Source organism: Streptomyces filipinensis, assembly GCF_014649495.1.
Lineage (GTDB): Bacteria > Actinomycetota > Actinomycetes > Streptomycetales > Streptomycetaceae > Streptomyces > Streptomyces filipinensis.
Genome location: NZ_BMTD01000022.1, coordinates 82,058 through 103,438 on the forward strand (window position 1 = coordinate 82,058; position 21,381 = coordinate 103,438).

The 21,381-nt window shown below is 73.0% G+C and carries 20 protein-coding genes; 7 read left to right on the forward strand and 13 right to left on the reverse strand.

Annotation, left to right across the window (positions count from 1 at the left end; all coding sequences use genetic code 11):
• Positions 1 to 27: 27 nt before the first annotated feature.
• Both IE244_RS35005 and IE244_RS35010 read left to right on the forward strand, forming a co-directional pair.
• Positions 28 to 975, forward strand: a complete 948-nt coding sequence (locus tag IE244_RS35005) for a LysR family transcriptional regulator (RefSeq protein ID WP_191877612.1) — start codon at positions 28 to 30, stop codon at positions 973 to 975.
• Between the two features lie 50 nt (positions 976 to 1,025).
• Complete coding sequence (locus IE244_RS35010) at positions 1,026 to 2,447, forward strand: amino acid permease (protein ID WP_191877613.1); 1,422 nt, start codon at positions 1,026 to 1,028, stop codon at positions 2,445 to 2,447.
• Positions 2,448 to 2,458: 11 nt separating this feature from the next.
• Here IE244_RS35010 and IE244_RS35015 read toward each other — a convergent pair whose 3' ends face one another.
• On the reverse strand, positions 2,459 to 3,598 hold the full coding sequence (locus IE244_RS35015) for a CapA family protein (RefSeq protein WP_191877614.1): 1,140 nt from the start codon (positions 3,596 to 3,598) through the stop codon (positions 2,459 to 2,461).
• A 216-nt stretch (positions 3,599 to 3,814) separates the two neighbouring features.
• Between IE244_RS35015 and IE244_RS35020 the strand changes: the two genes are divergently transcribed.
• The 3 genes from IE244_RS35020 (at position 3,815) to IE244_RS35030 (ending at position 5,879) form a co-directional block, all read left to right on the forward strand.
• Positions 3,815 to 4,384: a sigma-70 family RNA polymerase sigma factor gene (locus IE244_RS35020; protein WP_191877615.1), complete on the forward strand. Its 570-nt coding sequence runs from the start codon at positions 3,815 to 3,817 to the stop codon at positions 4,382 to 4,384.
• Positions 4,385 to 4,534: 150 nt separating this feature from the next.
• Entirely contained in the window at positions 4,535 to 5,050 is a 516-nt protein-coding gene (locus IE244_RS35025; RefSeq protein ID WP_031170109.1) for a hypothetical protein, read from the forward strand.
• Positions 5,051 to 5,225: 175 nt separating this feature from the next.
• On the forward strand, positions 5,226 to 5,879 hold the full coding sequence (locus IE244_RS35030) for a zf-HC2 domain-containing protein (protein ID WP_191877616.1): 654 nt from the start codon (positions 5,226 to 5,228) through the stop codon (positions 5,877 to 5,879).
• Positions 5,880 to 5,933: 54 nt separating this feature from the next.
• Here the strand turns inward: IE244_RS35030 and IE244_RS35035 are convergent, their stop codons facing one another.
• The 3 genes from IE244_RS35035 to IE244_RS35045 all read right to left on the reverse strand — a co-directional run bounded on the left by IE244_RS35035 (position 5,934) and on the right by IE244_RS35045 (position 10,308).
• Positions 5,934 to 6,797, reverse strand: a complete 864-nt coding sequence (locus tag IE244_RS35035) for an Fpg/Nei family DNA glycosylase (protein WP_191877617.1) — start codon at positions 6,795 to 6,797, stop codon at positions 5,934 to 5,936.
• A gap of 45 nt (positions 6,798 to 6,842) precedes the next feature.
• Positions 6,843 to 8,924 (reverse strand): SpoIIE family protein phosphatase, encoded by a 2,082-nt coding sequence (locus IE244_RS35040; protein WP_191877618.1) that lies wholly within the window; start codon positions 8,922 to 8,924, stop codon positions 6,843 to 6,845.
• A gap of 73 nt (positions 8,925 to 8,997) precedes the next feature.
• A complete protein-coding gene (locus IE244_RS35045) occupies positions 8,998 to 10,308 on the reverse strand; it encodes a DUF6777 domain-containing protein (protein WP_191877619.1) in 1,311 nt (436 codons plus the stop codon).
• Between the two features lie 130 nt (positions 10,309 to 10,438).
• Here IE244_RS35045 and IE244_RS35050 point away from each other — a divergent pair, with 130 nt between their 5' ends.
• Positions 10,439 to 11,860 (forward strand): lipase maturation factor family protein, encoded by a 1,422-nt coding sequence (locus IE244_RS35050; RefSeq protein WP_191877620.1) that lies wholly within the window; start codon positions 10,439 to 10,441, stop codon positions 11,858 to 11,860.
• A gap of 23 nt (positions 11,861 to 11,883) precedes the next feature.
• Here IE244_RS35050 and IE244_RS35055 read toward each other — a convergent pair whose 3' ends face one another.
• From IE244_RS35055 to IE244_RS35090, 8 genes are read right to left on the reverse strand one after another with little or no spacing between them, the layout of a single operon-like run.
• The gene (locus IE244_RS35055) at positions 11,884 to 12,384 is read right to left on the reverse strand and encodes a cupin domain-containing protein (RefSeq protein WP_191877621.1); all 501 of its coding nucleotides are present in this window, start codon (positions 12,382 to 12,384) and stop codon (positions 11,884 to 11,886) included.
• Positions 12,385 to 12,418: 34 nt separating this feature from the next.
• Positions 12,419 to 13,258: an amidohydrolase family protein gene (locus IE244_RS35060; RefSeq protein WP_191877622.1), complete on the reverse strand. Its 840-nt coding sequence runs from the start codon at positions 13,256 to 13,258 to the stop codon at positions 12,419 to 12,421.
• Complete coding sequence (locus IE244_RS35065) at positions 13,255 to 14,226, reverse strand: aldo/keto reductase (protein ID WP_191877623.1); 972 nt, start codon at positions 14,224 to 14,226, stop codon at positions 13,255 to 13,257. The genes IE244_RS35060 and IE244_RS35065 overlap by 4 nt, the downstream gene beginning before the upstream one ends.
• Entirely contained in the window at positions 14,223 to 14,978 is a 756-nt protein-coding gene (locus IE244_RS35070; protein WP_191877624.1) for an SDR family NAD(P)-dependent oxidoreductase, read from the reverse strand. The genes IE244_RS35065 and IE244_RS35070 overlap by 4 nt, the downstream gene beginning before the upstream one ends.
• Positions 14,975 to 16,315 carry an enolase C-terminal domain-like protein gene (locus IE244_RS35075; RefSeq protein ID WP_191877625.1) on the reverse strand — a complete coding sequence of 447 codons (1,341 nt, stop codon included), beginning with the start codon at positions 16,313 to 16,315 and terminating at the stop codon, positions 14,975 to 14,977. The genes IE244_RS35070 and IE244_RS35075 overlap by 4 nt, the downstream gene beginning before the upstream one ends.
• Before the next feature lie 35 nt (positions 16,316 to 16,350).
• Entirely contained in the window at positions 16,351 to 17,388 is a 1,038-nt protein-coding gene (locus IE244_RS35080; RefSeq protein ID WP_191877626.1) for an ABC transporter permease, read from the reverse strand.
• A complete protein-coding gene (locus tag IE244_RS35085) occupies positions 17,381 to 18,925 on the reverse strand; it encodes a sugar ABC transporter ATP-binding protein (RefSeq protein ID WP_191877627.1) in 1,545 nt (514 codons plus the stop codon). The genes IE244_RS35080 and IE244_RS35085 overlap by 8 nt, the downstream gene beginning before the upstream one ends.
• Positions 18,922 to 19,986, reverse strand: a complete 1,065-nt coding sequence (locus IE244_RS35090) for a sugar ABC transporter substrate-binding protein (protein WP_191877628.1) — start codon at positions 19,984 to 19,986, stop codon at positions 18,922 to 18,924. The genes IE244_RS35085 and IE244_RS35090 overlap by 4 nt, the downstream gene beginning before the upstream one ends.
• A 163-nt stretch (positions 19,987 to 20,149) precedes the next feature.
• On the opposite strand from IE244_RS35090, the gene IE244_RS35095 reads away from it, so the two are divergent.
• On the forward strand, positions 20,150 to 20,851 hold the full coding sequence (locus tag IE244_RS35095) for a FadR/GntR family transcriptional regulator (RefSeq protein WP_191877629.1): 702 nt from the start codon (positions 20,150 to 20,152) through the stop codon (positions 20,849 to 20,851).
• 13 nt (positions 20,852 to 20,864) lie between these two features.
• Here the strand turns inward: IE244_RS35095 and IE244_RS35100 are convergent, their stop codons facing one another.
• Positions 20,865 to 21,329 carry a DUF4231 domain-containing protein gene (locus tag IE244_RS35100; protein WP_191877630.1) on the reverse strand — a complete coding sequence of 155 codons (465 nt, stop codon included), beginning with the start codon at positions 21,327 to 21,329 and terminating at the stop codon, positions 20,865 to 20,867.
• Between the last annotated feature and the right edge of the window lie 52 nt (positions 21,330 to 21,381).

Consider the following 21,381-nt stretch of genomic DNA (forward strand, 5'->3'; position numbering starts at 1 on the left):
AACGGTTGTACAGGTAGGGTGGCTGACGTGGACCTCAAGGCCGTGCGCACCTTCGTGTCCGTGGTGGACACCGGGCAGTTCCAGGAGGCCTCGGCCGCCCTCGGCATCACCCAGCAGGCCGTCTCCAAGCGGATCGCCGCCCTGGAGAAGGGCCTCGGAGTGCGGTTGTTCACCCGGACCGCGCGCGGGGCGGAGCCGACCATCGACGGGCAGGCGTTCCTGCCGCACGCCCGGGAGCTGCTGCTGGCCGAGGAGCGGGCGCTGGCGTCGGTGCGGCCGGGGCGGCGGGCGCTGCGCATCGACGTGCTCGGGGCCAAGCTGGCCCCGGCGGCCCTGCTGCGCGACTTCCACGAGGCACAGCCCGGCACGGCCCTCGACGTCGTCACGCTCTTCGACGCCGGTTCGGCCGTGGCCGCGGTACGCGCGGGCACGATCGACGCGACGTTCCGCGCGGTCACCACACGGCTGCCCGAGGGGCTGCGGGCCGTGCGGGTGCTGGACGAGCCGGTGCAGCTGCTCACCGGACCGCGGCACCCGCTGGCCGGGGCCCGTTCGGTGACGCCCGCGCAGCTGGCCGGGCACCGGATCTGGATGCCGGGCCTGGTGGAGGGCACCGAGTGGCACGCCTACTACACGGCCCTCGCCGCGGAGTTCGGACTGACCATCGACTCGGTCGGCCCCGACTTCGGCGGCGAGACGCTGCTCGACACGGTCGCGGGCTCCGCCTCGCTCGCCACGTTCGTCGCCGAGCGGATCCGGCTGCAGTGGCCCGCCGGGCACGATCTGCGGCGCATCCCGCTCGTCGACCCGACACCGGTGTACCCGCACTCCCTGGTCTGGAGCGCGGCCAACACCCACCCCGGGCTGGCCGCGCTGCGCACCCATCTCGCCGCCCGGCGGCCGGACCGGCCCACATCGCGTACCTGGACACCGGCCTGGGCCGTGCGTGGCGTCTTCCCTGCGGGGCGCCCCTGAGACATCATGATCGGCCGTCAGCCGTTGCCGTCGGCGAAGAGGTGAGGCACATGGCCAGGCTCCGCGCGGGTGAGGGTATTCTCCGGCGCAAACCCATCGAACACATCGAAGAGACCGAAGTCGGTGAGGGCCCCCGGCTGGACCGTTCGCTCGGACTGTGGCAGCTCACCGCCATCGGGGTGGGCGGCATCATCGGCGCCGGCATCTTCACGCTGGCCGGCACGGTGGCCCACGGCACGGCAGGGCCCGCGGTGCTGGTGTCGTTCCTGATCGCCGGTGTGGCGAGCGCCTGTGCGGCGCTGTCGTACGCCGAGTTCGCGGGGCTGATCCCCAAGGCGGGTTCGGCGTACACCTACGGCTACGCGGTGCTCGGCGAGTTCGCGGGCTGGTTCATCGGCTGGGACCTGCTGCTGGAGTACACCGCGATCGTGGCGGTGGTCGCGATCGGCATCTCGGGCTACTTCGGCTTCCTGGTCGAGGCGATGGGCGCGAAGCTGCCGCACTGGATGCTGGGCGCGCCCGGCACCGGGTCCGGGCACCGGATCGACCTGTTCGCGGTCGTGCTGTGCCTGCTGATCGCCTGGCTGCTGAACCTGGGCATCCGCAGCGCGGCCCGCTTCGAGACGTTCGTGGTCGCACTGAAGGTGCTCGTGGTGCTGCTGGTGATCGGGGTGGGCGTGTTCCACATCAACTCGGCGAACTACCACCCGTTCTTCCCGTTCGGCATCAGCGGGGCGTTCACCGGTGCGGCGACCGTGTTCTTCGCGGTGTTCGGCTACGACGCGATGTCGACGGCCGCCGAGGAGTCCAAGGACGCGCAGCGGCACATGCCGAAGGCGATCCTGTACTCGCTGGCGATCTCGATGGTGCTGTACGTGGCGGCCTGTCTGGTGCTGACCGGCATGCAGAACTACCGGCACATCGACCCGGAGAGCGGCTTCTCCTCGGCGTTCAAGGCGGTGGGCCTGAGCGGGCTCGCGGACGTGATCGCGGTGGGCGCGATCATCGGCATCCTCACCGTGATGTTCACGTTCATGCTGGGCGTGACCCGGGTGTGGTTCGCGATGTCACGGGACGGGCTGCTGCCCCGGTGGTTCGCCAAGACGCACCCGACGCGGCACGTGCCCACCCGGGTGACCTGGATCGTCGGCGTGGCGTCGGCCGTCATCGCCGGGTTCATCCCGATCGCCGAGGCGGCCGAGCTGACCAACATCGGCATCCTGCTGGCGTTCGTGGTGGTGTGCACGGCGGTGATCGTGCTGCGCTACCGGCAGCCGGAGCTGCCGCGCACCTTCCGTACGCCGGGGATGCCGGTGGTGCCCGCGCTGGGTGTGGTGTTCTCGATCTGGCTGATCACGTTCCTGCAGTGGCAGACCTGGGTGCGGTTCGCGGTGTGGTTCGTGATCGGCTGCGTGATCTACTTCGGCTACTCCTACCGGCGTTCGGCGCTGGCGCGGCAGTCCGCCGACTGAGCGGCGGCCGGTCACTCCCCCATGACCAGGCCGTCCTTGGCGGCGCCGCGGCTGAGCACCACGGTGCGGATGCGGTCGCGCACCGCGGCCGGCTCGGTGCCGTCGGCGACGGCCCGGTTGAGGTCGAGCACCCGGCCGGTGACGAGGTCGTACAGCTGCGGGATGAACTCGGCCTTGGTGACCTGCCAGCGGGCGCCCTCGCGCGCGGGCGGGGCGAAGGTGAAACGGCCGATCGTGGACTCGTTGCCGCGCGGGTCCCGCACGCCCCTGCCGTTGAGCATCTCGCCGGCGATCTGGTGGCCCATGCCGTAGATCACCCAGGTGCCGTTGACCTTCTCGTACGCCTGCGGCACGTGGGCGTGGGTGCCGAGGATCAGGTCGATGTCCGGACGGCCGCCGGTGGCGGAGGCGGTGAGCCGGCGGGCGAGGGCGAGCTGCAGCCGGTCCGGCGCCTCCTGCCACTCGGTGCCCCAGTGCACGGAGAGCACGACCACGTCGGCGCCGGCCTGCCGGGCGGCGCGCGCGTCGGCGATCATCCGCCGCTCGTCGATGAGGTTCACGGCCCAGGACCGGCCCGCGGGCAGCGGGATTCCGTTGGTCCCGAAGGTGTAGGCCAGGTGCGCGACCTTGGCGGGGCCGGCCTTGAAGAGGGTGACCGAGCGGGCCTCGGCCTCGCTGCGGGCGGTGCCGGCGTGCCTGAGGCCGGCCTCGTCCATGGCGTCCAGGGTGCGGCGGATGCCCTCGGCGCCGTCGTCCAGGGAGTGGTTGGAGGCGGTGGAGCAGCCGTCGTATCCGGTCGCGGTGAGGCCCTGGGCGATCTGCGGCGGGGTCCTGAAGGCGGGGTAGCCGGAGTACTCGCCCTCGGCGCCGTAGACGGTCTCCATGTGACACAGCGCCAGGTCCGCGCGGGAGACGACCGGTTCGACGCCGGAGAGCATGGGCCGGAAGTCGAAGCCCTCGTCGCCGGAGTCGTGGGCCGCCCGGTCGATGACCGACGTGTGCGGCAGGACGTCCCCGGAGGCGACGAGGGTGAAGCCGGCGGCGGCTCCGGAGGCGCCGGCGGCCTCCTGGCGTTCCTGGTTCTGGCAGGCGGCCGCGACCGCCAGCACAGCGGTGATCGCCAGGGCCATCTGTTGTCTGCGTCCGAACATCAGCTCATCCCAGGTATGTCGTATTTACCGACAATGACATTCCGGGCATATGGGTACGAATCTAACCCGCCGGATAAACGGCCCGAGCACCGTCATTAGCCCGTTCGGTGCTGTGCCGGGCCGCTCGTCCGACCGTTCGCCGACGCGATCGACCGCCCGCCGCAGAGCCGTGCGCACACCCTGTCCCCGGGCCGCGCCCCGCGCTGCCATACGGCCATGACGGCCGGAACCACACTCACCCACGGGGCAGCCACCCCGGCCCGCCGGGCGACGACCGCCGAGCACGAACTGGCGGCGCTCCAGCGCGAGCACGGCGGACCGCTGTTCACCCTGCTGCTCAGGCTCTGCGACGGCGACCGGCAGCGCGCCGAGGACCTCGTCCAGGAGACCCTGCTGCGCGCCTGGCAGCATCCGGAGGCGCTGCACGCCACGGACTTCGCATCCGTGCGGCCGTGGCTGCTGACGGTCGCCCGGCGGCTCGCGATCGACGCCCGGCGGGCCCGGCAGGCCCGGCCCGCGGAGACCGGCGACGAGGTCCCCGAGAACGCGCGGGTGACCGCCGACCACGCCGAGCGGGCCGCCGCGACGCTCGATGTGCGCCGGGCTGTGAAGACACTCACGCCGGAGCACCGTGACGTTCTGGTACTCGTGTATTTCCTCGGTGCCAGTGTGGCGGAGGCGGCGCAGACCCTGGGCGTGCCACCCGGTACCGTGAAATCACGCGCGCACTACGCGCTCCGAGCGCTGCGCCGGGTCCTTCCGGATTATGCAGCCGACCTGCACTGAAACCGGCAGCAGGGCAAAGCTCTCGTAAAGCGCCTTGCTGTGGCCCCCGTTCGGGCAATGGGCTGTCCTCAACCGCGTTCCGCGCGGGGCGGGGCTACGGCCCGACGGGGCCCGGGCGACGCGCACGCACCGGAGGAAGGGCAGGAAGGGATGCTGCACAGAGGGCACGAGAGCACGGACGGCACCGACGGCGGTGAACTGGCCGTCCCCATGGCCTGGTTGTACGCCGAGTACATCGCCGACGAGCTGCTGCGCACCGGCGATCTGATGCCGCCGACGTCCTTCGAGTTCCGGGCCGGCCGGGACGCGCTGGCGCTGACCGTCTTCCTGTCCGACACCGACGGGGAGCTGTCCGGCATCCGGGTGATCTCCCAGCTGGAGAACTGGCTCTCGCTGACCGCCTACGACCAGCCGTGGCGGGACTGGGTGCGCGAGCGCATGGCCGAGCTGACCGACCGGGCCGTCGGGGCCGGCACCCGGTCGCCGGACCTCGCCCTCGCGGCGGACGCCTGGCGCTGGCTGGAGGAGACCGAGCTGCTCGCACCCGACCTGGACGCGGTGCCGGGCGGCGGGGCGCTGGTCGGCGAGGACGACGGGCCGAAGGTGTGGACACCGGCCTGGCGGCTCGGGCTGCCCCTCGGGCACCTCGCGATCCATCTGTTCTGACCACCCCTTCCGAAGCCGTTTCGAAGTTTTCCGCGATCCGACCAATCCGCGGGCCGCCCGGCTCCGAATCTCCTGTCCGTGATTCTGTGGGTGGCTTGAGTGATTCGGCTGTCGGCTGCGTACGGATGGGTGCACGGAGTAACCCCACCCGCACCCATCGGCACGAGGATTCGGCATGAGGTCCCTGGAAAGGCATCGCGACGTCGGCGCGTACGCGCTCGGCGTGCTGGACGAGGCGGAGGCCTTCCGCTTCGAGGACCACCTCATGGAGTGCTCACAGTGCGCGGCACAGGTGACCGAATTCGGCCCCGCCACACGGCAGTTGATGCTGTACCGGCGGGCCACGCCGCGCTTTGTGCACCCCATGGCACAGCCCGGTCCCCGGCTGCTGGACCGGTTGCTCGGCGAGATCGCGCGCCGGCAGCGGGCGCGCCGCCGGCGCTTTCTGTACGGCCTGGCGGCCTCCGTGGTGCTGGCGGTCGCCGGTCCCGGGGTCGTGGCCTTCGCCGGCCACGCGGAGCCGGCCGCCCACGTCACCGCGGCCACCGATCCGAGAACCGGGGTGTGGGCCGAGGTCACGGCCGACGACGGCGACACGGGCAGCCGGCTGCTGCTGCGGGTGAAGGACGGTACCGGGCCCCACGCCTGCCGGCTCGTCGTCGTGGGCCGCGACGGCACCGAGCAGGTCGCCGGCACCTGGATGGAGCCGGGCCACGACATCGGCACCTTCACCGCGCTGGGGTCCTCCACGATGCACCCCGACCAGATCGCCCGCTACGACGTGCGCACCGAGGACGGACAGCGCCTGGTGTCGGTCGAGGCGCCCTAGGGGTGTCGTCGGGATCATCCCGGCGCCGCGGGGTCGGGCACGCACCGGCGGGGCTCACTTCAGCAGCCGGGACAGCCTGCGGTCCGCCAGGGGCTTGCCGCCCGTCTGGCAGGTGGGGCAGTACTGCAGCGAGGAGTCGCTGAAGGAGACCTCGCGGATGGTGTCGCCGCACACCGGGCACGCCTCGCCCGTGCGGCCGTGGACGCGCAGTCCGCCCTTCTTCTCGGCCTTCAGCCGTCCGGCGGCCACGCCCCGCGAGCGGTCGACCGCCTCGGTGAGCGTGCCGCGCAGCGCCTCGTACAGCCGGCGGGTCTCCTCGGGGGTCAGGGAGGCGGCGAGCTTGAACGGGGACATCCTCGCGGCGTGCAGGATCTCGTCACTGTAGGCGTTGCCCACGCCCGCGATCAGGGACTGGTCGCGCAGGGCGCCCTTCAGCTGCCGCCTCTCGTCCGACAGCAGGGCGGCGAAGCGGTCCTCGGTGAAGTCGGCGGAGAGCGGGTCCGGGCCGAGGCGGGCGATGCCCTCGACCTGCCGCGGATCGCGGACGACGTACACCGCGAGGCGCTTTTGGGTGCCGGCCTCGGTGAGGTCGAAGCCCTCGCCGGTCTCCAGCGCCACGCGCAGCGCGAGCGGTCCCTTGCCCGGCTTGGGCGGGCCGTCGGGCAGCCGGTCCTTCCACTGCAGCCAGCCGGCCCGGGCCAGATGGGTCACCAGGTGCAGCCCGCTGTCCGCCGCCAGGTCCAGGAACTTGCCGTGCCGGCGCACGGCCGTCACCTCACCGCCCTCGAAGGCGGTGACCGGAGGGTCGTACGTCTTCAGGACGCTGACCGCGACCGGCAGCACGCGCACCACCCGGCGGCCGACCAGGTGCTCGGTGAGGAAGTCCTTGAGCGCTTCTACCTCGGGCAGTTCCGGCATACGTCCAGAGTGCCATCCGGCTCCGACCGTGCCAGGCGGGCCGCGTCAGGCGCCCTGGCGGAACTCGCACCACACCGCCTTGCCGCCGCCGCGCGCCTCCACGCCCCAGGCTTCGGCGAGCATGTCCACGAGCAGCAGGCCCCGGCCGGAGACGCCGTCCTCCCCCGCCTCACGGCGCCGTGGCAGGGCGCTGGAGGAGTCCTCGACCTCGATCCGCAGCCTGCGGTCGCCGTCACCGAGGGCCCGCAGGGTCACGATCGCGGAGCCCTCGGTGTGCATGAGCGCGTTGGTGATCAGCTCGTCGGCGACCAGCTCGATCTCGTCGGCGTGGTCGCGGTAGCCCCAGGACCGGACCGCGGCCCGGATCAGGTGCCGGGCCTGGGTGAGGGCCTCCGGGTCGCCGGGGGCCACATGCTGCTGGAGCCGGCCGCCGGCCCGCGGGGCCTCCGGAACGCGCCGGCGCAGCAGGAGCAGCGCCACGTCGTCGTCGCCGCCCCGCTCCTCGGCCAGCTGGATCAGCCGGTCGGCGAGCTCCCGCACGTCCCGGGGGCCGTGCGTGACGAGCTCCGTCAGGCGGCGCATGCCGTCGTCGAGGTCGGTGCCGGGCTGTTCCACGAGCCCGTCGGTGCACAGCAGCAGGGTGTGGCCGGGGTCGAGTTCGAGGGTGGAGACGGGGTACTCGAGGCGGCCGAACTCGGCGGACAGGCCGAGCGGCAGCCCGCCCTCGACCGGGACCCGGGTGCAGGTCCCGTCGACCTGCCGGATCAGCGGGTCGATGTGCCCGGCACGGACCGCCTGCATGACGCCGGTGGACAGGTCCGCCTCGGCGTACAGACAGGTGGCGAAGCGGTCGGTGTCGAGCTCGTGGAGGAAGACCGAGGCGCGGGCCATCACCGTGGCCGGCGGGTGCCCCTCGGCGGCGTAGGCGCGCAGCACGATCCGCAGCTGGCCCATGACGGCCGCGGCGTGCGTGTCGTGGCCCTGGACGTCGCCGATGACCGCACCCACCCGGCCGCCGGGCAGCGGGATCAGGTCGTACCAGTCGCCGCCGATGTCCCGGCCGAGGGTGCCCGCGGCAGCGCCCGCGCGGTAGCGCACGGCTATGTCGGCGCCGCGGACGCTGGGGATGGTGCGGGGCAGCATGGCCTGCTGGAGGCCCTCGGCGACGTCCTTCTCCTGCTCGTAGAGCATGGCCCGCTGCAGGCTCTGCGCGATGCTGGAGCCGAGCGCGACCAGGACGGCGCGTTCCTCGGTGGAGAAGCCGCGCCGGTCGCTGTAGAGCAGCCCCATCGCGCCGATCGGGCGGGCCTGGGCGATCAGTGGCAGATAGGCCGCCGAGGTGATGTGCAGGTCGGTGAGGTGCGGCCACAGGATCGGGTAGTCCTGGGCGAACTCCTCCGGGGACTCGATGAACCGCGGCACGAGGGTGCGGACGACCTCGCTCATCGGGTACGGCTCGTCGATCCGGGTGATCTGGGTGCCGGGGACGGAGGCACCGGCGGGTCCCTCGGCGACGAGCCGGATCCGGCCGGCCTCCACCAGCCCCATCACCAGGCTGGCCGCGCCGAGGTGGCGGATGCCGTGGGTGTTCTGGAGGGCGTCGATGACGTCGTGGACGCTGCGGGCGTGGGCGAGGGCGGCGGAGACGGCCTGGACGACGTTCGTCTGCTGGCGGAACGCCTCGTCCTGGGCGGCCCGCAGGCTGCGTTCCGCGCTCTCGGCGAGCTCCTCGGTGGCGTCGCGGACGATGCCGACGACCCGGCGCGGGCGGCCGGTGGCGTCGCGGCGGATGTAGCCCTGGGTGTGGGTCCAGCGCGGGGTGCCGTCACGGCGGCGGATGCGGAAGTAGGCCCCGTAGTTCTCGCTGCCGTCCTTGATGGCCCGCGCCACCGCCGCGTCCAGCCGGGCCGCCTCGGGCGGCGGCACCCGGAGGACCAGTGACTCGGGGCGCCCGTCGTACTCCTCGGGCAGCAGGTCGAACACCTGGTACGCCTGGGCGTCCATGTGGAACAGACCCGTGTCCAGGTCCCAGTCGAACGTGCCCATGCGGTTGAGCGCCAGGATCGGATCCGGGTGGGCGGGCCAGTCCTCGGACAGTGACACGGCGCTCGCTCCCCGCTCTGCCATGGGCCCACCTTGCCAGGATTCGTGCGATTCTTCGACCTGATCGCCCAAGGGTTTCGGGGAGTGCGGGGCGGGCTCAGCCGCCGGGGAGATCCGTGCGGGTGCCGGGGGTGGCGCCGTGCGTCGTCCCGGACACCGCCGCCGGCCGGGAGCCGGACGGGGCGTCCAGGCCCGTTCCGCCGTCGGGCAGGCCGGGGGCGGCGGGCAGGTTCGCGGCGTCCGGCGGGTGGGAGGCGGCGGGCAGGCCGAAATCGTCGAGCGGGCCGGCGTCGGGCCCCGGGTCGGGGTGGGCGTCGGGCGGGGCCGGAGCGGGACCGAGGAAAGGCGGGGTCAGCGGGACGGCCGTGGCGGGGGCCGTGGTGGTCCGCCCGGCGAACGGATCCAGGGCCGTCGGGGGCAGCGCCGCCGGCGGCCTGCCGGTCGCACCGGGCGGGGTTCTGGGCCCGCTCACCGCCGGACGGGGCAGGGCGTCGTACGGGGGTGCGGTGGCGGCCGTGGTGGCCGTCGGGGCGGGGCTGTCGCCGGGTGCGGTGGCGGCTCCGGCGGGTGCGGGTACGACCTGGTCGTCGCGCACGTCGTGGCCGATCCTGCGTCTGATCCAGGTGCGGGCGTGGGCGTTGACGAGCGTGATGCTGGTGACGGCCCGGGGCGCCGGCGTCACCGCGATCACCTGGCCGGGCCGGTAGCCGGACCAGGCGGTGCCGCGGGCGCCGAAGCCACCGCGGGCCGGCGCGGGCCACCCCAGCGGATTGCCGCAGGCGCAGCGCACCCGGGGCACGCCCCGGTCGTCGACGAGGACCGCGGTACCGGCCTGGAGCACGGCCTGGTGCCCCACCGCCTTCCCGGCGCGGTAGCCGTGGCTGGTGACCCGGGTGTCGGCGCGCAGCACGACCGGGGTCAGGCCGTGCAGATAGCCGGGAATGCCGCTCGCGGAGATACCGGCCGCGTGGGCGAAGGCGTCCCCCCGGTCCCGGTCCGCCGTCAGGTAGGCGATCTGCCGCTGGACGTCACAGCCGGCGACGCCCGCGGTGCCGCCGTAGAGGCCGGGAGTGGCGCCGGACAGGACACGTACCGCGCTCAGGGGCGCGGCGACCAGTGCGGCGGGCAGCGCCGGCCCGGAGGAGGTGGCCGGGGGCGGCCCGGTGGAACTGACGCCCGGGGTCCGGGTCGCGGTGGGATCGGCGCCGGCCGCGTCGGGTACCGCCGGCTCGCCGGTCCCGGTGACCGTGGAACCGGTGAAGGGGTCAGGGCCCTGGGCCGCCGCGGGCACGAGGTAGACGTCCCCGCCCATCCGGGCCGCCTTGACACCGGGGTGCACGCAGCCGGCGACGAGGAGCATCACCGAGAGGGCGCAGGCCGTGACGATGGATCCGGTGGGTATCCGCACCGTACACTCCGCATCACTGTGGGTGACTTCTCCCCATTGTGTGCATCGCGCCCGTCGGGCTGGCAACTCGGGGAAGGTCATGATGAGGACGACACCGGCGCTGTAGCCACGACGAAGGGCGCGCACCGTCGTGAACTGGTTCACCGCTGCCGACTACTGGCTGAGCCGACTGGTCTTCCAGCGGGCTCTGGCCGCCCTGTACCTGGTCGGTTTCCTGACGGCGGCACTGCAGTTCCGCGCCCTGCTGGGGGAACGCGGCATGCTGCCGATCCCCCGGTTCGTGGCGCGGATCCCCTTCGCCCGGGCCCCGAGCCTGTTCCAGCTGCACTATTCCGACCGCTTCTTCGCCGGGTGCGCCTGGGCCGGCTGCGCGGTGTCGGCGGCCCTGCTCGCCGGCGCGGACTCGCTGCTGCCGCTCTGGGCCGGGATCCTGCTGTGGCTGGTGCCGTGGGCGCTGTACCTGTCGGTCGTCAACGTCGGGCAGACCTGGTACGCGTTCGGCTGGGAGTCGCTGCTGCTGGAGACGGGCTTCCTGGCCGCGTTCCTCGGCAACGACGAGGTGGCGCCGCCGGTCGTGGTGCTGTTCCTGCTGCGCTGGATCCTGTTCCGGGTGGAGTTCGGCGCCGGGCTGATCAAGATGCGCGGCGACGCGTGCTGGCGGAAGCTGACCTGTCTGGACTACCACCACGAGACGCAGCCCATGCCGGGCCCGCTGAGCTGGTTCTTCCACCACCTGCCGAAGCCGCTGCACCGGGTGGAGGTGGCCGCGAACCACGTCACCCAGCTGGTCGTACCGGTGCTGCTGTTCACCCCGCAGCCGATCGCCTCGGCGGCCGCCGCCCTGATGATCGTCACCCAGCTGTGGCTGGTGCTGTCGGGCAACTTCTCCTGGCTGAACTGGATCACCATCGTGCTGGCCCTGTCCGCGCTCCGGATCCCCACGTCCGCGCCGTCCGTGCCGCCGGCGCCGCTGTGGTACGAGGTCCTGGTGCTCGCGGTCGCCGCGCTGCTGGTCTTCCTGAGCTATCACCCGGTGGTCAACATGATCTCCCGCCGCCAGGTCATGAACCGCTCCTTCGATCCGCTGCACCTGGTGAACACCTACGGCGCGTTCGGCAGCGTCAGCCGGATCCGCTACGAGGTGGTGGTCGAGGGCACGCTGGACGCCGTACCGCGCGAGGACTCGGACTGGCGGGAGTACGAGTTCCGGGGCAAGCCCGGTGACACCCGGCACTGGCCGCGTCAGTTCGCCCCCTACCATCTGCGCCTGGACTGGCTGATGTGGTTCGCGGCGCTGTCCCCGGGCTATGCCGGCGACTGGTTCGGCCCTCTGGTGGAACGCCTGCTGGAGAACGACCGCGACACCCTGCGCCTGCTGCGCCGCTCCCCCTTCCCGCCCCCCACCCCGCCCCGCTACGTCCGGGCCCGCCTCTTCCGGTACCGCTTCACCAGCTGGCGCGAGCTGCGGGAGTCGGGTGCGTGCTGGGAGCGGACGTACGTGCGCGAGTATCTGCCCCCGACGCGGCTGGCGGCGGTGGCCCGGCGGTCGTGAGCGGGTGAGCCGCCGGGGACGGTCTACGGAGCCGGTCGCGTTGCGGCGGGGGCCGGGTGGGACCGGGTGCGGTAGCGGCTGCGGAACTCGGCCAGCAGTTCGTCGGTCGCCTCGGCCCCGGCGCTCACGGCGGCGTGCACGTCACGGAAGTAGTCCTCGTAGCCGGCCGGGGTGTAGAGGCACAGTGCGCGCGCCGGGACCGGGCCGGCGTTGCGGAAGCCGTGCGGCGTGCCGCGGGTGGCGGCGAGCAGGTGTCCGGGGCCGGCCGTCAGCTCGCCGTCACCGGTGTGGAGCGTCAACTCGCCTTCAAGGACGTAGAAGTACTCGTCGTGTCCCTCGTGCACATGGGGCCGGGCGCCGATGGTGCCGGGCGCGAGGGTGAACTCCTCGAAGGCGAAGTGCCCGCCCGTGTGCTCGCCGGTGAGCCGGAAGAAGTGCGCGACACCGGCGACGTCGATGAGTTCGCCGTCCTGCGGGCGGCGCAGCAACGGGCGGTCCGGCGTACGGGTCTGATGATCGGTCATGACGGTCATTGTCACCCACCGGGCCGACAGCCGGTCACAGGCCGTAGACGGCGGTGGCGGTGCCGCCGAAGACGGCCCGGCGTTCCGCCTCGCCGAGGCCGGAGGTCAACTCGGCCGCGGCGGCGTGCACGTCGGCGTAGGTGGCCGCCGGCGTGCACACCGGCCAGTCGGAGCCGAACATCAGACGGTCCGGGCCGAAGGCCTCCAGGGCCGTGTCCGTGTAGGGACGCAGGTCGGCCGTCGTCCAGCTGGCGGGGTCGGCCTCGGTGACCAGGCCGGAGAGTTTGGCGACGGTGTTGGGCAGGGCGGCGAGCGCGCGCAGGTCCCTCGCCCAGGGTTCGCGTACCCCCGCGGCGATCGGCGGTTTGCCCAAGTGGTCCAGGGCGAACACCAGGTGGGGCAACGACGCGGCCGCCTGGGCACAGGCCGGGAGCTGGTGGGGCAGGACGACCAGGTCGTACACCAGCCCCGCCGCCGCCACGGCCGCGAGCCCGCGCCGTACGTCCTCGCGCAGCAGCCACCCGGGGTCCGGTTCGCCCTGGACCTGGTGCCGGATGCCCTTCAGGAAGGCTCCGCCGGGGAGCTCGCGCAGGCGGGCGAGCTCGTCGGCGACGTCCGGGCGGGTGAGGTCGGTCCAGCCCACCACGCCGGCGATCAGCTCGTGTCCGGCCGCCAGGGCCAGGAACTCCGGGGTCTCCTCCGCGACGGTGACCGTCTGCACCAGGACGGTACGGTCCACTCCGGCCGCGCGGGCCTCGGGCTCCAGGTCGGCGAGCGTGAAGGTGCGGCGCAGCGGCTGGAGCCCGGGGCCCTTGATCCAGTCCTGGTCGCGGACGGACAGGTCCCAGAGATGGTGGTGGGCGTCGACGCTCATGGCAGCTCCCGGACGACGGGCAGCAGGCCGGACTCCCGCAGCTCCCGCCAGAACTCCGGTGGGACCTGGGACGCGAACTGGTCGGCGCAGTCATGGACTTCGGGCGCGGAACGGGGCCCGGACAGGACGCAGGCGACGGCCGGGTGGGCGGAGGTGAAGGCCAGCGCGGCGGCGCGCAGGGTGGTGCCGTGCCGCTCGGCGACGGCCTTCATGCGCAGGGCGCGGCCCAGCAACTCCCGTGGCGCCCGGGTGTAGTCGTACGTCGCCCCGGGGGCCGGGTCCGCCAGCAGGCCCGAGTTGAAGACTCCGCCGAGGACCACCGCCACCCCGTGCTCGGCGGCCGCGGGCAGCAGAGCGGTTGCGGCGCTCTGGTCGAGCAGGGTGTAGCGGCCCGCGCACAGGACCACGTCGACGTCGGTGTCGCGGACGAACCGGGTGAGCGTCCCGGCCTGGTTCATGCCCGCGCCGATCGCGCCGACGACGCCTTCGGCGCGCAGCCGCTCCAGGGCCGGGTAGCCCTCGCGGAAGGCCTGCTCGGCGTGGTCGTCGGGGTCGTGCAGGTAGACGACGTCGACCCGGTCCAGGCCGAGGCGGGTGAGGGAGGCCTCCAGGGTGCGGCGGACGCCGTCGGCGCTGAAGTCCCAGACGCGGCGGTGGGTGGCGGGTACGGCAAAGCCGTGGGCCAGGTCGTCGCCGGCGCCGTCGGCGGGGTCGAGGCGGCGGCCGACCTTGGTGGAGACCGTGTAGCCGGCGCGGTCGTACCCGCGCAGAGCCGCGCCGAGCCGGCGTTCGGACAGGCCGAGACCGTAGTGCGGAGCCGTGTCGAAGTACCGGATGCCGCGCTGCCAGGCGGCGCGTACGGCGTCGTGGGCCTGTTCGTCGTCCAGCGGGGTGTAGAGGTTGCCGAGCGCCGCGGCGCCGAAGCCGAGCGGGGTGACCTCGACGCCGCTGCGGCCGAGCCGCCTCACTGGCCCACCGGTCGCAGCCGGAGGCCCTGCATGCCGCCGTCGACGGCGAGGGCGGTGCCGGTGGTGGCGCCCGACAGGGGGCTGGCCAGGTAGGCGATGGCACCCGCCACTTCGGCGGCGGTGACGAGGCGGCCGGTGGGCTGGCGGGCCTGGAGGGCGGCGCGTTCGGCGGCCGGGTCGGGGGCCGCGTCCAGCAGCCGGCCGATCCACGGGGTGTCCGCCGTACCGGGGTTGACGCAGTTGACGCGGATGCCCTCGCGGACGTGGTCGGCGGCCATGGCGAGGGTCAGGGAGTACACGGCGCCCTTGGTGGCGCTGTACAGGGCGCGCCGGGGCAGTCCGGCGGTGGCGGCGATGGAGCAGGTGTTGACGATCGCCGCGCGGTCCGAGCGGCGCAGGTGCGGGAGGGCGGCGCGGGTGGTGCGGACCATACCGAGGACGTTGACGTCGAAGACGCGTTGCCACTCGGTGTCGTCGTTGTCCTCGACCGTGCCCTGGGCGCCGATCCCGGCGTTGTTGACCAGGACGTCCAGGCCGCCGAGGTCCTCGGCGGCCCGCTCGACGGCCGCGCGGACCGAGGCGTCGTCGGTGACGTCGGCGCGGTGGGCGATCAGCGGCCTGTCGACGCCCGTCGTGTCCCGGTCGAGGACGGCGACCCGGGCGCCGCGCGCGGCGAGGAGGTCGGCGGTGGCCCGGCCGATGCCGGACGCTCCGCCGGTGACCAGGGCCCTCAGGCCCTCGAAGTCGCTCATGCGGCCTGTCCCTTCCGGGGGTCGGGGCCGGCGGTCCAGTAGGTGCCGCCGGGGAACGTGTAGCGCGCGAGGGACTCCGGGCACAGGGCGGCGGAGAATCCGGGCGCGGTGGGTGCGCTGTAGTGGCCGTCGCGGATGACGACGGGGGTGACGAAGTGCTCGTGGAGGTGGTCGACGTACTCGATGACCCGGTCCTCGGTGGTGCCCGAGACCGCCAGGTAGTCGAACATCGCCAGGTGCTGGACGAGTTCGCACAGGCCGACCCCGCCCGCGTGCGGGCAGACCGGCACGCCGAACTTGGCGGCGAGCAGCAGGATGGCGAGGTTCTCGTTGACGCCGGCGACGCGGGCCGCGTCGATCTGGACGATGTCGAGGGCGCCCGCCTGGAGCAGCTGCTTGAAGACGATCCGGTTGTGCACGTGTTCGCCGGTGGCGACCTTCACCGGGGCGACGGCGCGGCGGATCGCGGCGTGGCCGAGCACATCGTCGGGGCTGGTGGGCTCCTCGATCCAGTACGGGCCGAACTCCGCGAGTGCCCTGGTCCAGCGGATCGCCTCGTCGACGTTCCAGCGCTGGTTGGCGTCCACGGCGAGCCGGATGTCCGGTCCGACGGCCGCGCGGGCGACCCGGCAGCGCCGGATGTCGTCGTCGAGGTCGGCCCCGACCTTCAGCTTGATCTGTGTGAAGCCGTCGGCGACGGCCTGTGCGGCGAGCCGGCTCAGCTTGGCGTCGTCGTAGCCGAGCCAGCCCGGGGAGGTGGTGTAGGCGGGGTAGCCGCGCTCCAGCAGCCGGGCCCGGCGCCTCTCGGTGCCTTCCCGGCCCCGCCCGAGCAGGTCGAGGGCCTCGGCGGGGGTGAGCGCGTCCGCGATGTAGCGGAAGTCGATCTGTCCGGCCAGCCACGCGGGTTCCGCGTCGGCGAGCAGCCGCCACAGCGGCTTGCCGGCCCGCCGGGCGGCGAGGTCCCAGACGGCGTTGACGACGGCCCCGATCGCCATGTGCATCACGCCCTTCTCGGGGCCGAGCCAGCGCAGCTGGCTGTCGCCGATCAGGTCCCGGAAGAGCGAGCCCGGGTCGGCGCACAGCCGGGCCACGTCACGGCCGAGCACATGGTCCCGCAGCGCGTCGATCGCGGCGACCTGGACGTCGTTGCCCCGCCCGATGGTGAAGACGAACCCGTGTCCCTCGTGCCCGTCGGCCGCGTCGGTGCGCAGCACGACGTAGGCCGCCGAGTAGTCGGGGTCCGGGTTCATCGCGTCGGAGCCGTCCAGCTCGCGCGAGGTGGGGAAACGGATGTCGTGGGTGTCGACCGCGGTGACGCGGGCGGGGGCCTGGGACACGGAGGTCCTTTCCGTCGGCTGTCGGTGACAGGGCGTCAGTCCTGGGCGCGGCCGGTCGTCACGCGGGCGATCACGAGGGCGAGGAGGATGATCCCGCCGTAGATGGCCTGGATCCAGAAGGAGGGGACCTGGGCGAGGGTGAGCAGGTTCTGTACGACGCCCAGGAGGACGACGCCGGTCAGGGCGCCGAACATGCTGCCCCTGCCGCCGTCCAGGCTGATGCCGCCGATCACCGCGGCCGCGAACACCGTGAAGATCATGTTCTGGCCCTGGTTGGCGCTGATCGCGCCCACGTACCCGGTCTGCAGCAGACCGCCGACCGAGGCGAGCACGCCGGCGACGACGTACACGCCGAGCGTCACCCGGTCCACGCGGATCCCGGCCGCGCGGGCGGCGTCCGTGTTGCCGCCGATCGCGTAGAGGGCGCGGCCGGTGCGGTGGTACTTCAGCACGAACCCGGCGACCGCGAAGGCGGCCGCGGCGAGCCACACGGACAGCGGGACGTCGAGGACGGTGGTGGTGGCCAGGGAGTAGAAGCTGTCGGGCATGCCGAACAGGGTCTTGCCCTTGGTCGCGCCGACCAGCACACCGCGCAGCACGATGAGCATGGCGAGCGTGACGATGAACGCGTTGAGCCGGAACTTCACGACGAGGACGCCGTTGAAGGCTCCGACGGCCGCCCCGGCCACGGGGATCGCGAGCAGGGCGACGCCGGCCGGGAGGCCGGTGCCCCAGCCGGACTGGCTCGCGGGCAGCACCAGCAGGGCGCCGACGGCCGGTGCGATGCCGACGACCGACTCCAGGGACAGGTCGAACTTGCCGGTGATCAGCACGAGGGATTCGGCGAGCACGACCATCGCGAGCGCGGCGGAGGCGCCGAGGATCGAGATCAGGTTCCGTTCGGTGAGGAACGAGTCGTTGACCACGGCACCGAGCACCATGAGCAGCAACAGCGCGGGCACCAGGGCGAGTTCGCGGGCCCGGCGCACCAGGAGCGCCCTGGAGCCGCCGCCGGCGCGCGCATCACGCGCGGGCGGGTTCGTCGGGGTGGCCCCGGCCTTCGTCTCAGTCATCGGGACCTCCTGCGGAGGGGCCGGGGGTGTCCCCCGGGGCGATGCGGTGGCCATGGTCAACTCCTTCGACGGAGGCGATCAGCTCGTGATCGCGCCAGCCCGCCGGGTGCTCGGCGACGACACGGCCGTGGAAGAGGACGAGGACGCGGTCGCAGCGGCGCAGGTCGTCGAGTTCGTCGGAGACGACGAGGACGGCGGTGCCGTCGTCGCGGGCGCCGTCCATGCGCGCGAGCAGCGACTCCTTGGACCTCACATCGACACCGGCGGTGGGGTTGATCAGCACCAGCAGGCGGGGGCCGGAGGCGAGGGCGCGGGCCATGACCACCTTCTGGGCATTGCCGCCGGACAGGTCGGACACGGGCTGGTCGGGGCCTTCGGTGTGGATGTCGAGGCGGTCGATCAGCTCGGCGGCGAAGCGGCGCCGTGCGTCGGTGGTGACGAACCCGGCCCGGCCGAGCCGGTCCAGCACGCTCAGCGTGGCGTTGTCGCCGATGCTCATGCCGGACACCAGTCCCTGCTCGTGCCGGTCGCGCGGGACACAGCCGACCCCGGCCCGCAGCGCGGCCCGGACGTCCCCGAACGGCAGCTTCTCGCCGTCCAGTCGAGCGGTGCCGCCGGTCGGGGTGTGCAGTCCGGCGAAGGACTCGGCCAGTTCGGTCTTGCCGCTGCCGCTGGAGCCGGCGAGTCCGACCACTTCGCCGCGGCGGACGGTGAGGTCGACGCTCCGGTACGCCGGTGAGGTGAGCCCGCGCGCCTCCAGCAGCACGGGCGCACCGGGGGCGACCGCCCTGCCGTGGCCGCGCCGTTCGGCGACGGACTCCCCGGCCATGGCTTCCACCAGCGCCGCCTTCGGCAGGTCGGCGACGGGGGCGGTGGTGATCCAGCGGGCGTCGCGCAGCACGGTGACCGTCTGGCAGACCTCGTACACCTCCTGGAGGTGGTGGGAGATGAACAGGAAGGTGACGCCGGAGTCCTGCAGGGAGCGCATGCGGGTGAAGAGCCGCTCGATCTCGCGGTTGTCGAGCTGGGCGGTGGGTTCGTCCAGGACGATGAACCGGGCGCCGAGGCTCAGCGCCCGTGCGATCTCGACCATCTGGCGGTCCTCGACCCGGAGGTCGGCGGTGCGTGCCCCGGGATCGACGCACACGTCCCAGGTGGCGAGGAGCTCGGCGGCCTCGCGGCGCAGCCGGCGCCAGCTGATGACGCCGCGGCCGGCCGGCTGCCGGTTGAGGAAGAGGTTCTCGGCGACCGTGAGCTCCGGGACGACCGTGGGCTTCTGGTAGACGCAGGCCACCTTGCGGCGCCAGGCGTCCCGGTCGGCGAGCGGCGGCGCCGGCTCGCCGTCGAAGCGGACGGTGCCCGCGTCCGGGGCCTGGAGGCCGGTGAGGACGGTGACCAGGGTGGACTTGCCGGCGCCGTTGCGGCCGACCAGGGCGTGGGACTCGCCCGGCCGGACGGTGAGCCGGCCGTCGGCGAGGGCGACGGTGGGGCCGTATCGTTTGACGACGGCCTCGGCTTGAACGAGCGGGGTGCTCATCCGACCGTGTTGCCCCACAGCTCGGGGTCGTCGACGTTCGCCTTGGTGACCAGCGGCGCGGGCAGCTGGTCCTCCAGGATGCCGCCGGGCAGCCTCACGATCGTGGAGCCGTGGCCGGTGGGCCCGGGCTTGAAGGTCTTCCCGGCCATCGCCGCCTTGATGTAGTACAGGCCGTACTTGGCGTAGGCGTCGGCGGGCTGTGAGACGGTGGCGTCGATCTGGCCCTTGCGGATGGCGTCGAACTCCTGCGGGATGCCGTCGTTGGACACGATGGCGATGTGGCCTTTGTGTCCGGCCGGTTTCAGCATGTTCTTGGACTTCAGGGTCTGCAGGGCCGGCGCGAGATAGACGCCCCCGGCCTGCAGGTAGATGCCCTTGATGTCGGGGTTGGCGTTCAGCAGGGTGTCGAGCCTGGCGGCGGCGGTGTCGGACTCCCACTTGGCGGGGATCTCCAGGACCTTGAGCTTCGGGTACTTCCTCTTCACGCAGGACCGGAAGGCCGCGGAGCGGTCGCGGCCGTTGACGGAGGCGAGGTCGCCCATGACCTGCACGACCTTGCCGCTGCTCACATGCTGTCCGAGGTAGTCGCAGGCCTTCTCGCCGTAGGCGACGTTGTCGGCGCGCACGACCATGGCGACCTTGCCCTGGTCGGGCGCGACGTCCACGGCGACGACGGGGACGCCCTTGCGTTCGGCCTGGTCGAGTCCGGCCTGGACGGCGGCGCTGTCCAGCGGGGCGACGACCAGTCCGCGGACGCCCTGGGTGAGTTCGTTGCCGATGTCGGTGATCTGCTGGGCCGGGTCGCTGTCGGAGTTGACCGTCTTCAGCACCTCGACGCCCTCGGACTTGGCCATCTTGGGCACGTAGTCGTTGTACGACTGCCAGAACGGCGAGGTGAGCAGCGGCAGGACCACGCCGACCTTGCCGGTGCCCCCGCTGCCGGCGCTCGCGGTGTCCTTGGTGCTGCCGCAGGCGGCGAGCATGAGCGAGGCGCCGGCGGCCAGGGCCGCCGCGCCGATGATCCGGGACCTGCTGCGCTTCCTGACCGTGCTGGCGGGCATCTCGCGGCTCCTCGTCGAGGGTGTTGGAGCAGACGCCGCATACTTATCAGACCACTTGGGCGGGACAACACCCTCGTGACGCAGGAATTCCCGAACTTCTCCCATAGTGGTCGGACCACTCTCGTGGATACACTGCGACGCATCCGGCGACTGAAGGAGCGGCGTGGACGAGGCAGCCCCGCAGAAGGGCACGGTGACCCAGCGCGCCATCGAGGAGATCAAGGCGATGATCGCCGAGGGCCGGCTGGAGCCGGGCCAGCGGCTGCCCACCGAGCGGGACCTCGCGGCCCGGCTGGGCATCTCCCGCAGCTCGATGCGGGAGGCGATCCGCGCGCTGACCGTGATGGGCGTCCTGGAGGCCCGGCACGGCTCCGGCATCTACGTCACCGCGCTGGAGGCCGGCGACCTGCTGGAGACCTTCGGGGTGGTCGCGGACCTGTCGCGCGGCCCGCGCCTGGTGGAGCTCCTGGAAGTGCGCAGGATCCTGGAGTCGACGGCGACCGCGCTGGCCGCCGCGCGCATCACCGAGGACCAACTGGCCGCCGTGGAGAAGCATGTGGCGGCGATGAACGCCACCGACGATCCCGAGGAGATCCTCGCCCACGACCTCGCCTTCCACCGCGAGATCGCCGCCGCCGCCGGCAACGAGACCATGGCCGCGATCCTGGAGGGCCTGTCCTCGCGCACCTTCCGCGCCCGCGTCTGGCGCGGCTACCAGGAGGAGGGCGCCTTCGCCCGCACCCGCCGCGAGCACGCCGCCATCCACCGCGCGCTCACCGCCCGCGACCCGGAGGCGGCCCGGGCGGCGGCAGCGGCCCACGTGGGCGAGGTGGAGGAGTGGCTCAGGACCCAGCTGGGGCCCTGACCGGCCCGCTCGGTCAGGATCCCGGGGGCAGGGGCGGTTCCGGGCGTCCGCTCTGCGCCTCGGACCAGGCGCGCAGCTCGTTCGCCCCGACCTCCTCGGCCACCGTCTGCAGTGCCTGCCGGGCCGCCGCGTCACGTTCGCTCTCGGGCAGGAGCAGGTAGCGGTCGAGTGCCCGGCGCAACGACTCCCGCGCCTGCGCGGCCAGCACCCAGCGCGAGCCGGCGCCGTAGAGCTGACGCAGGCCGGTGAAGAAGACGGCGCCGCCCGCGACCAGCGCGGTCAGCCAGGCCGGAGCGTGCAGCCCGGCGGCCACGACCGTCACCGACGTGGTGAGGAGAGCACCGAACTCGGTGACGCGGTGCAGCCGCCTGGCCCGGTCACAGGTCCGCGCGTAGAACTCCAGATCCCTGCGGACGAGAGCCAGCAGGGGATCCGGCTCCGCGGCCCAGGAGTTGTCGGCGGCCCTTCTTCGTCTCATCGGCACATCATCACGGCTGTACCCGCGCCGGGAAAAGCCCCGCCGTGGGCAG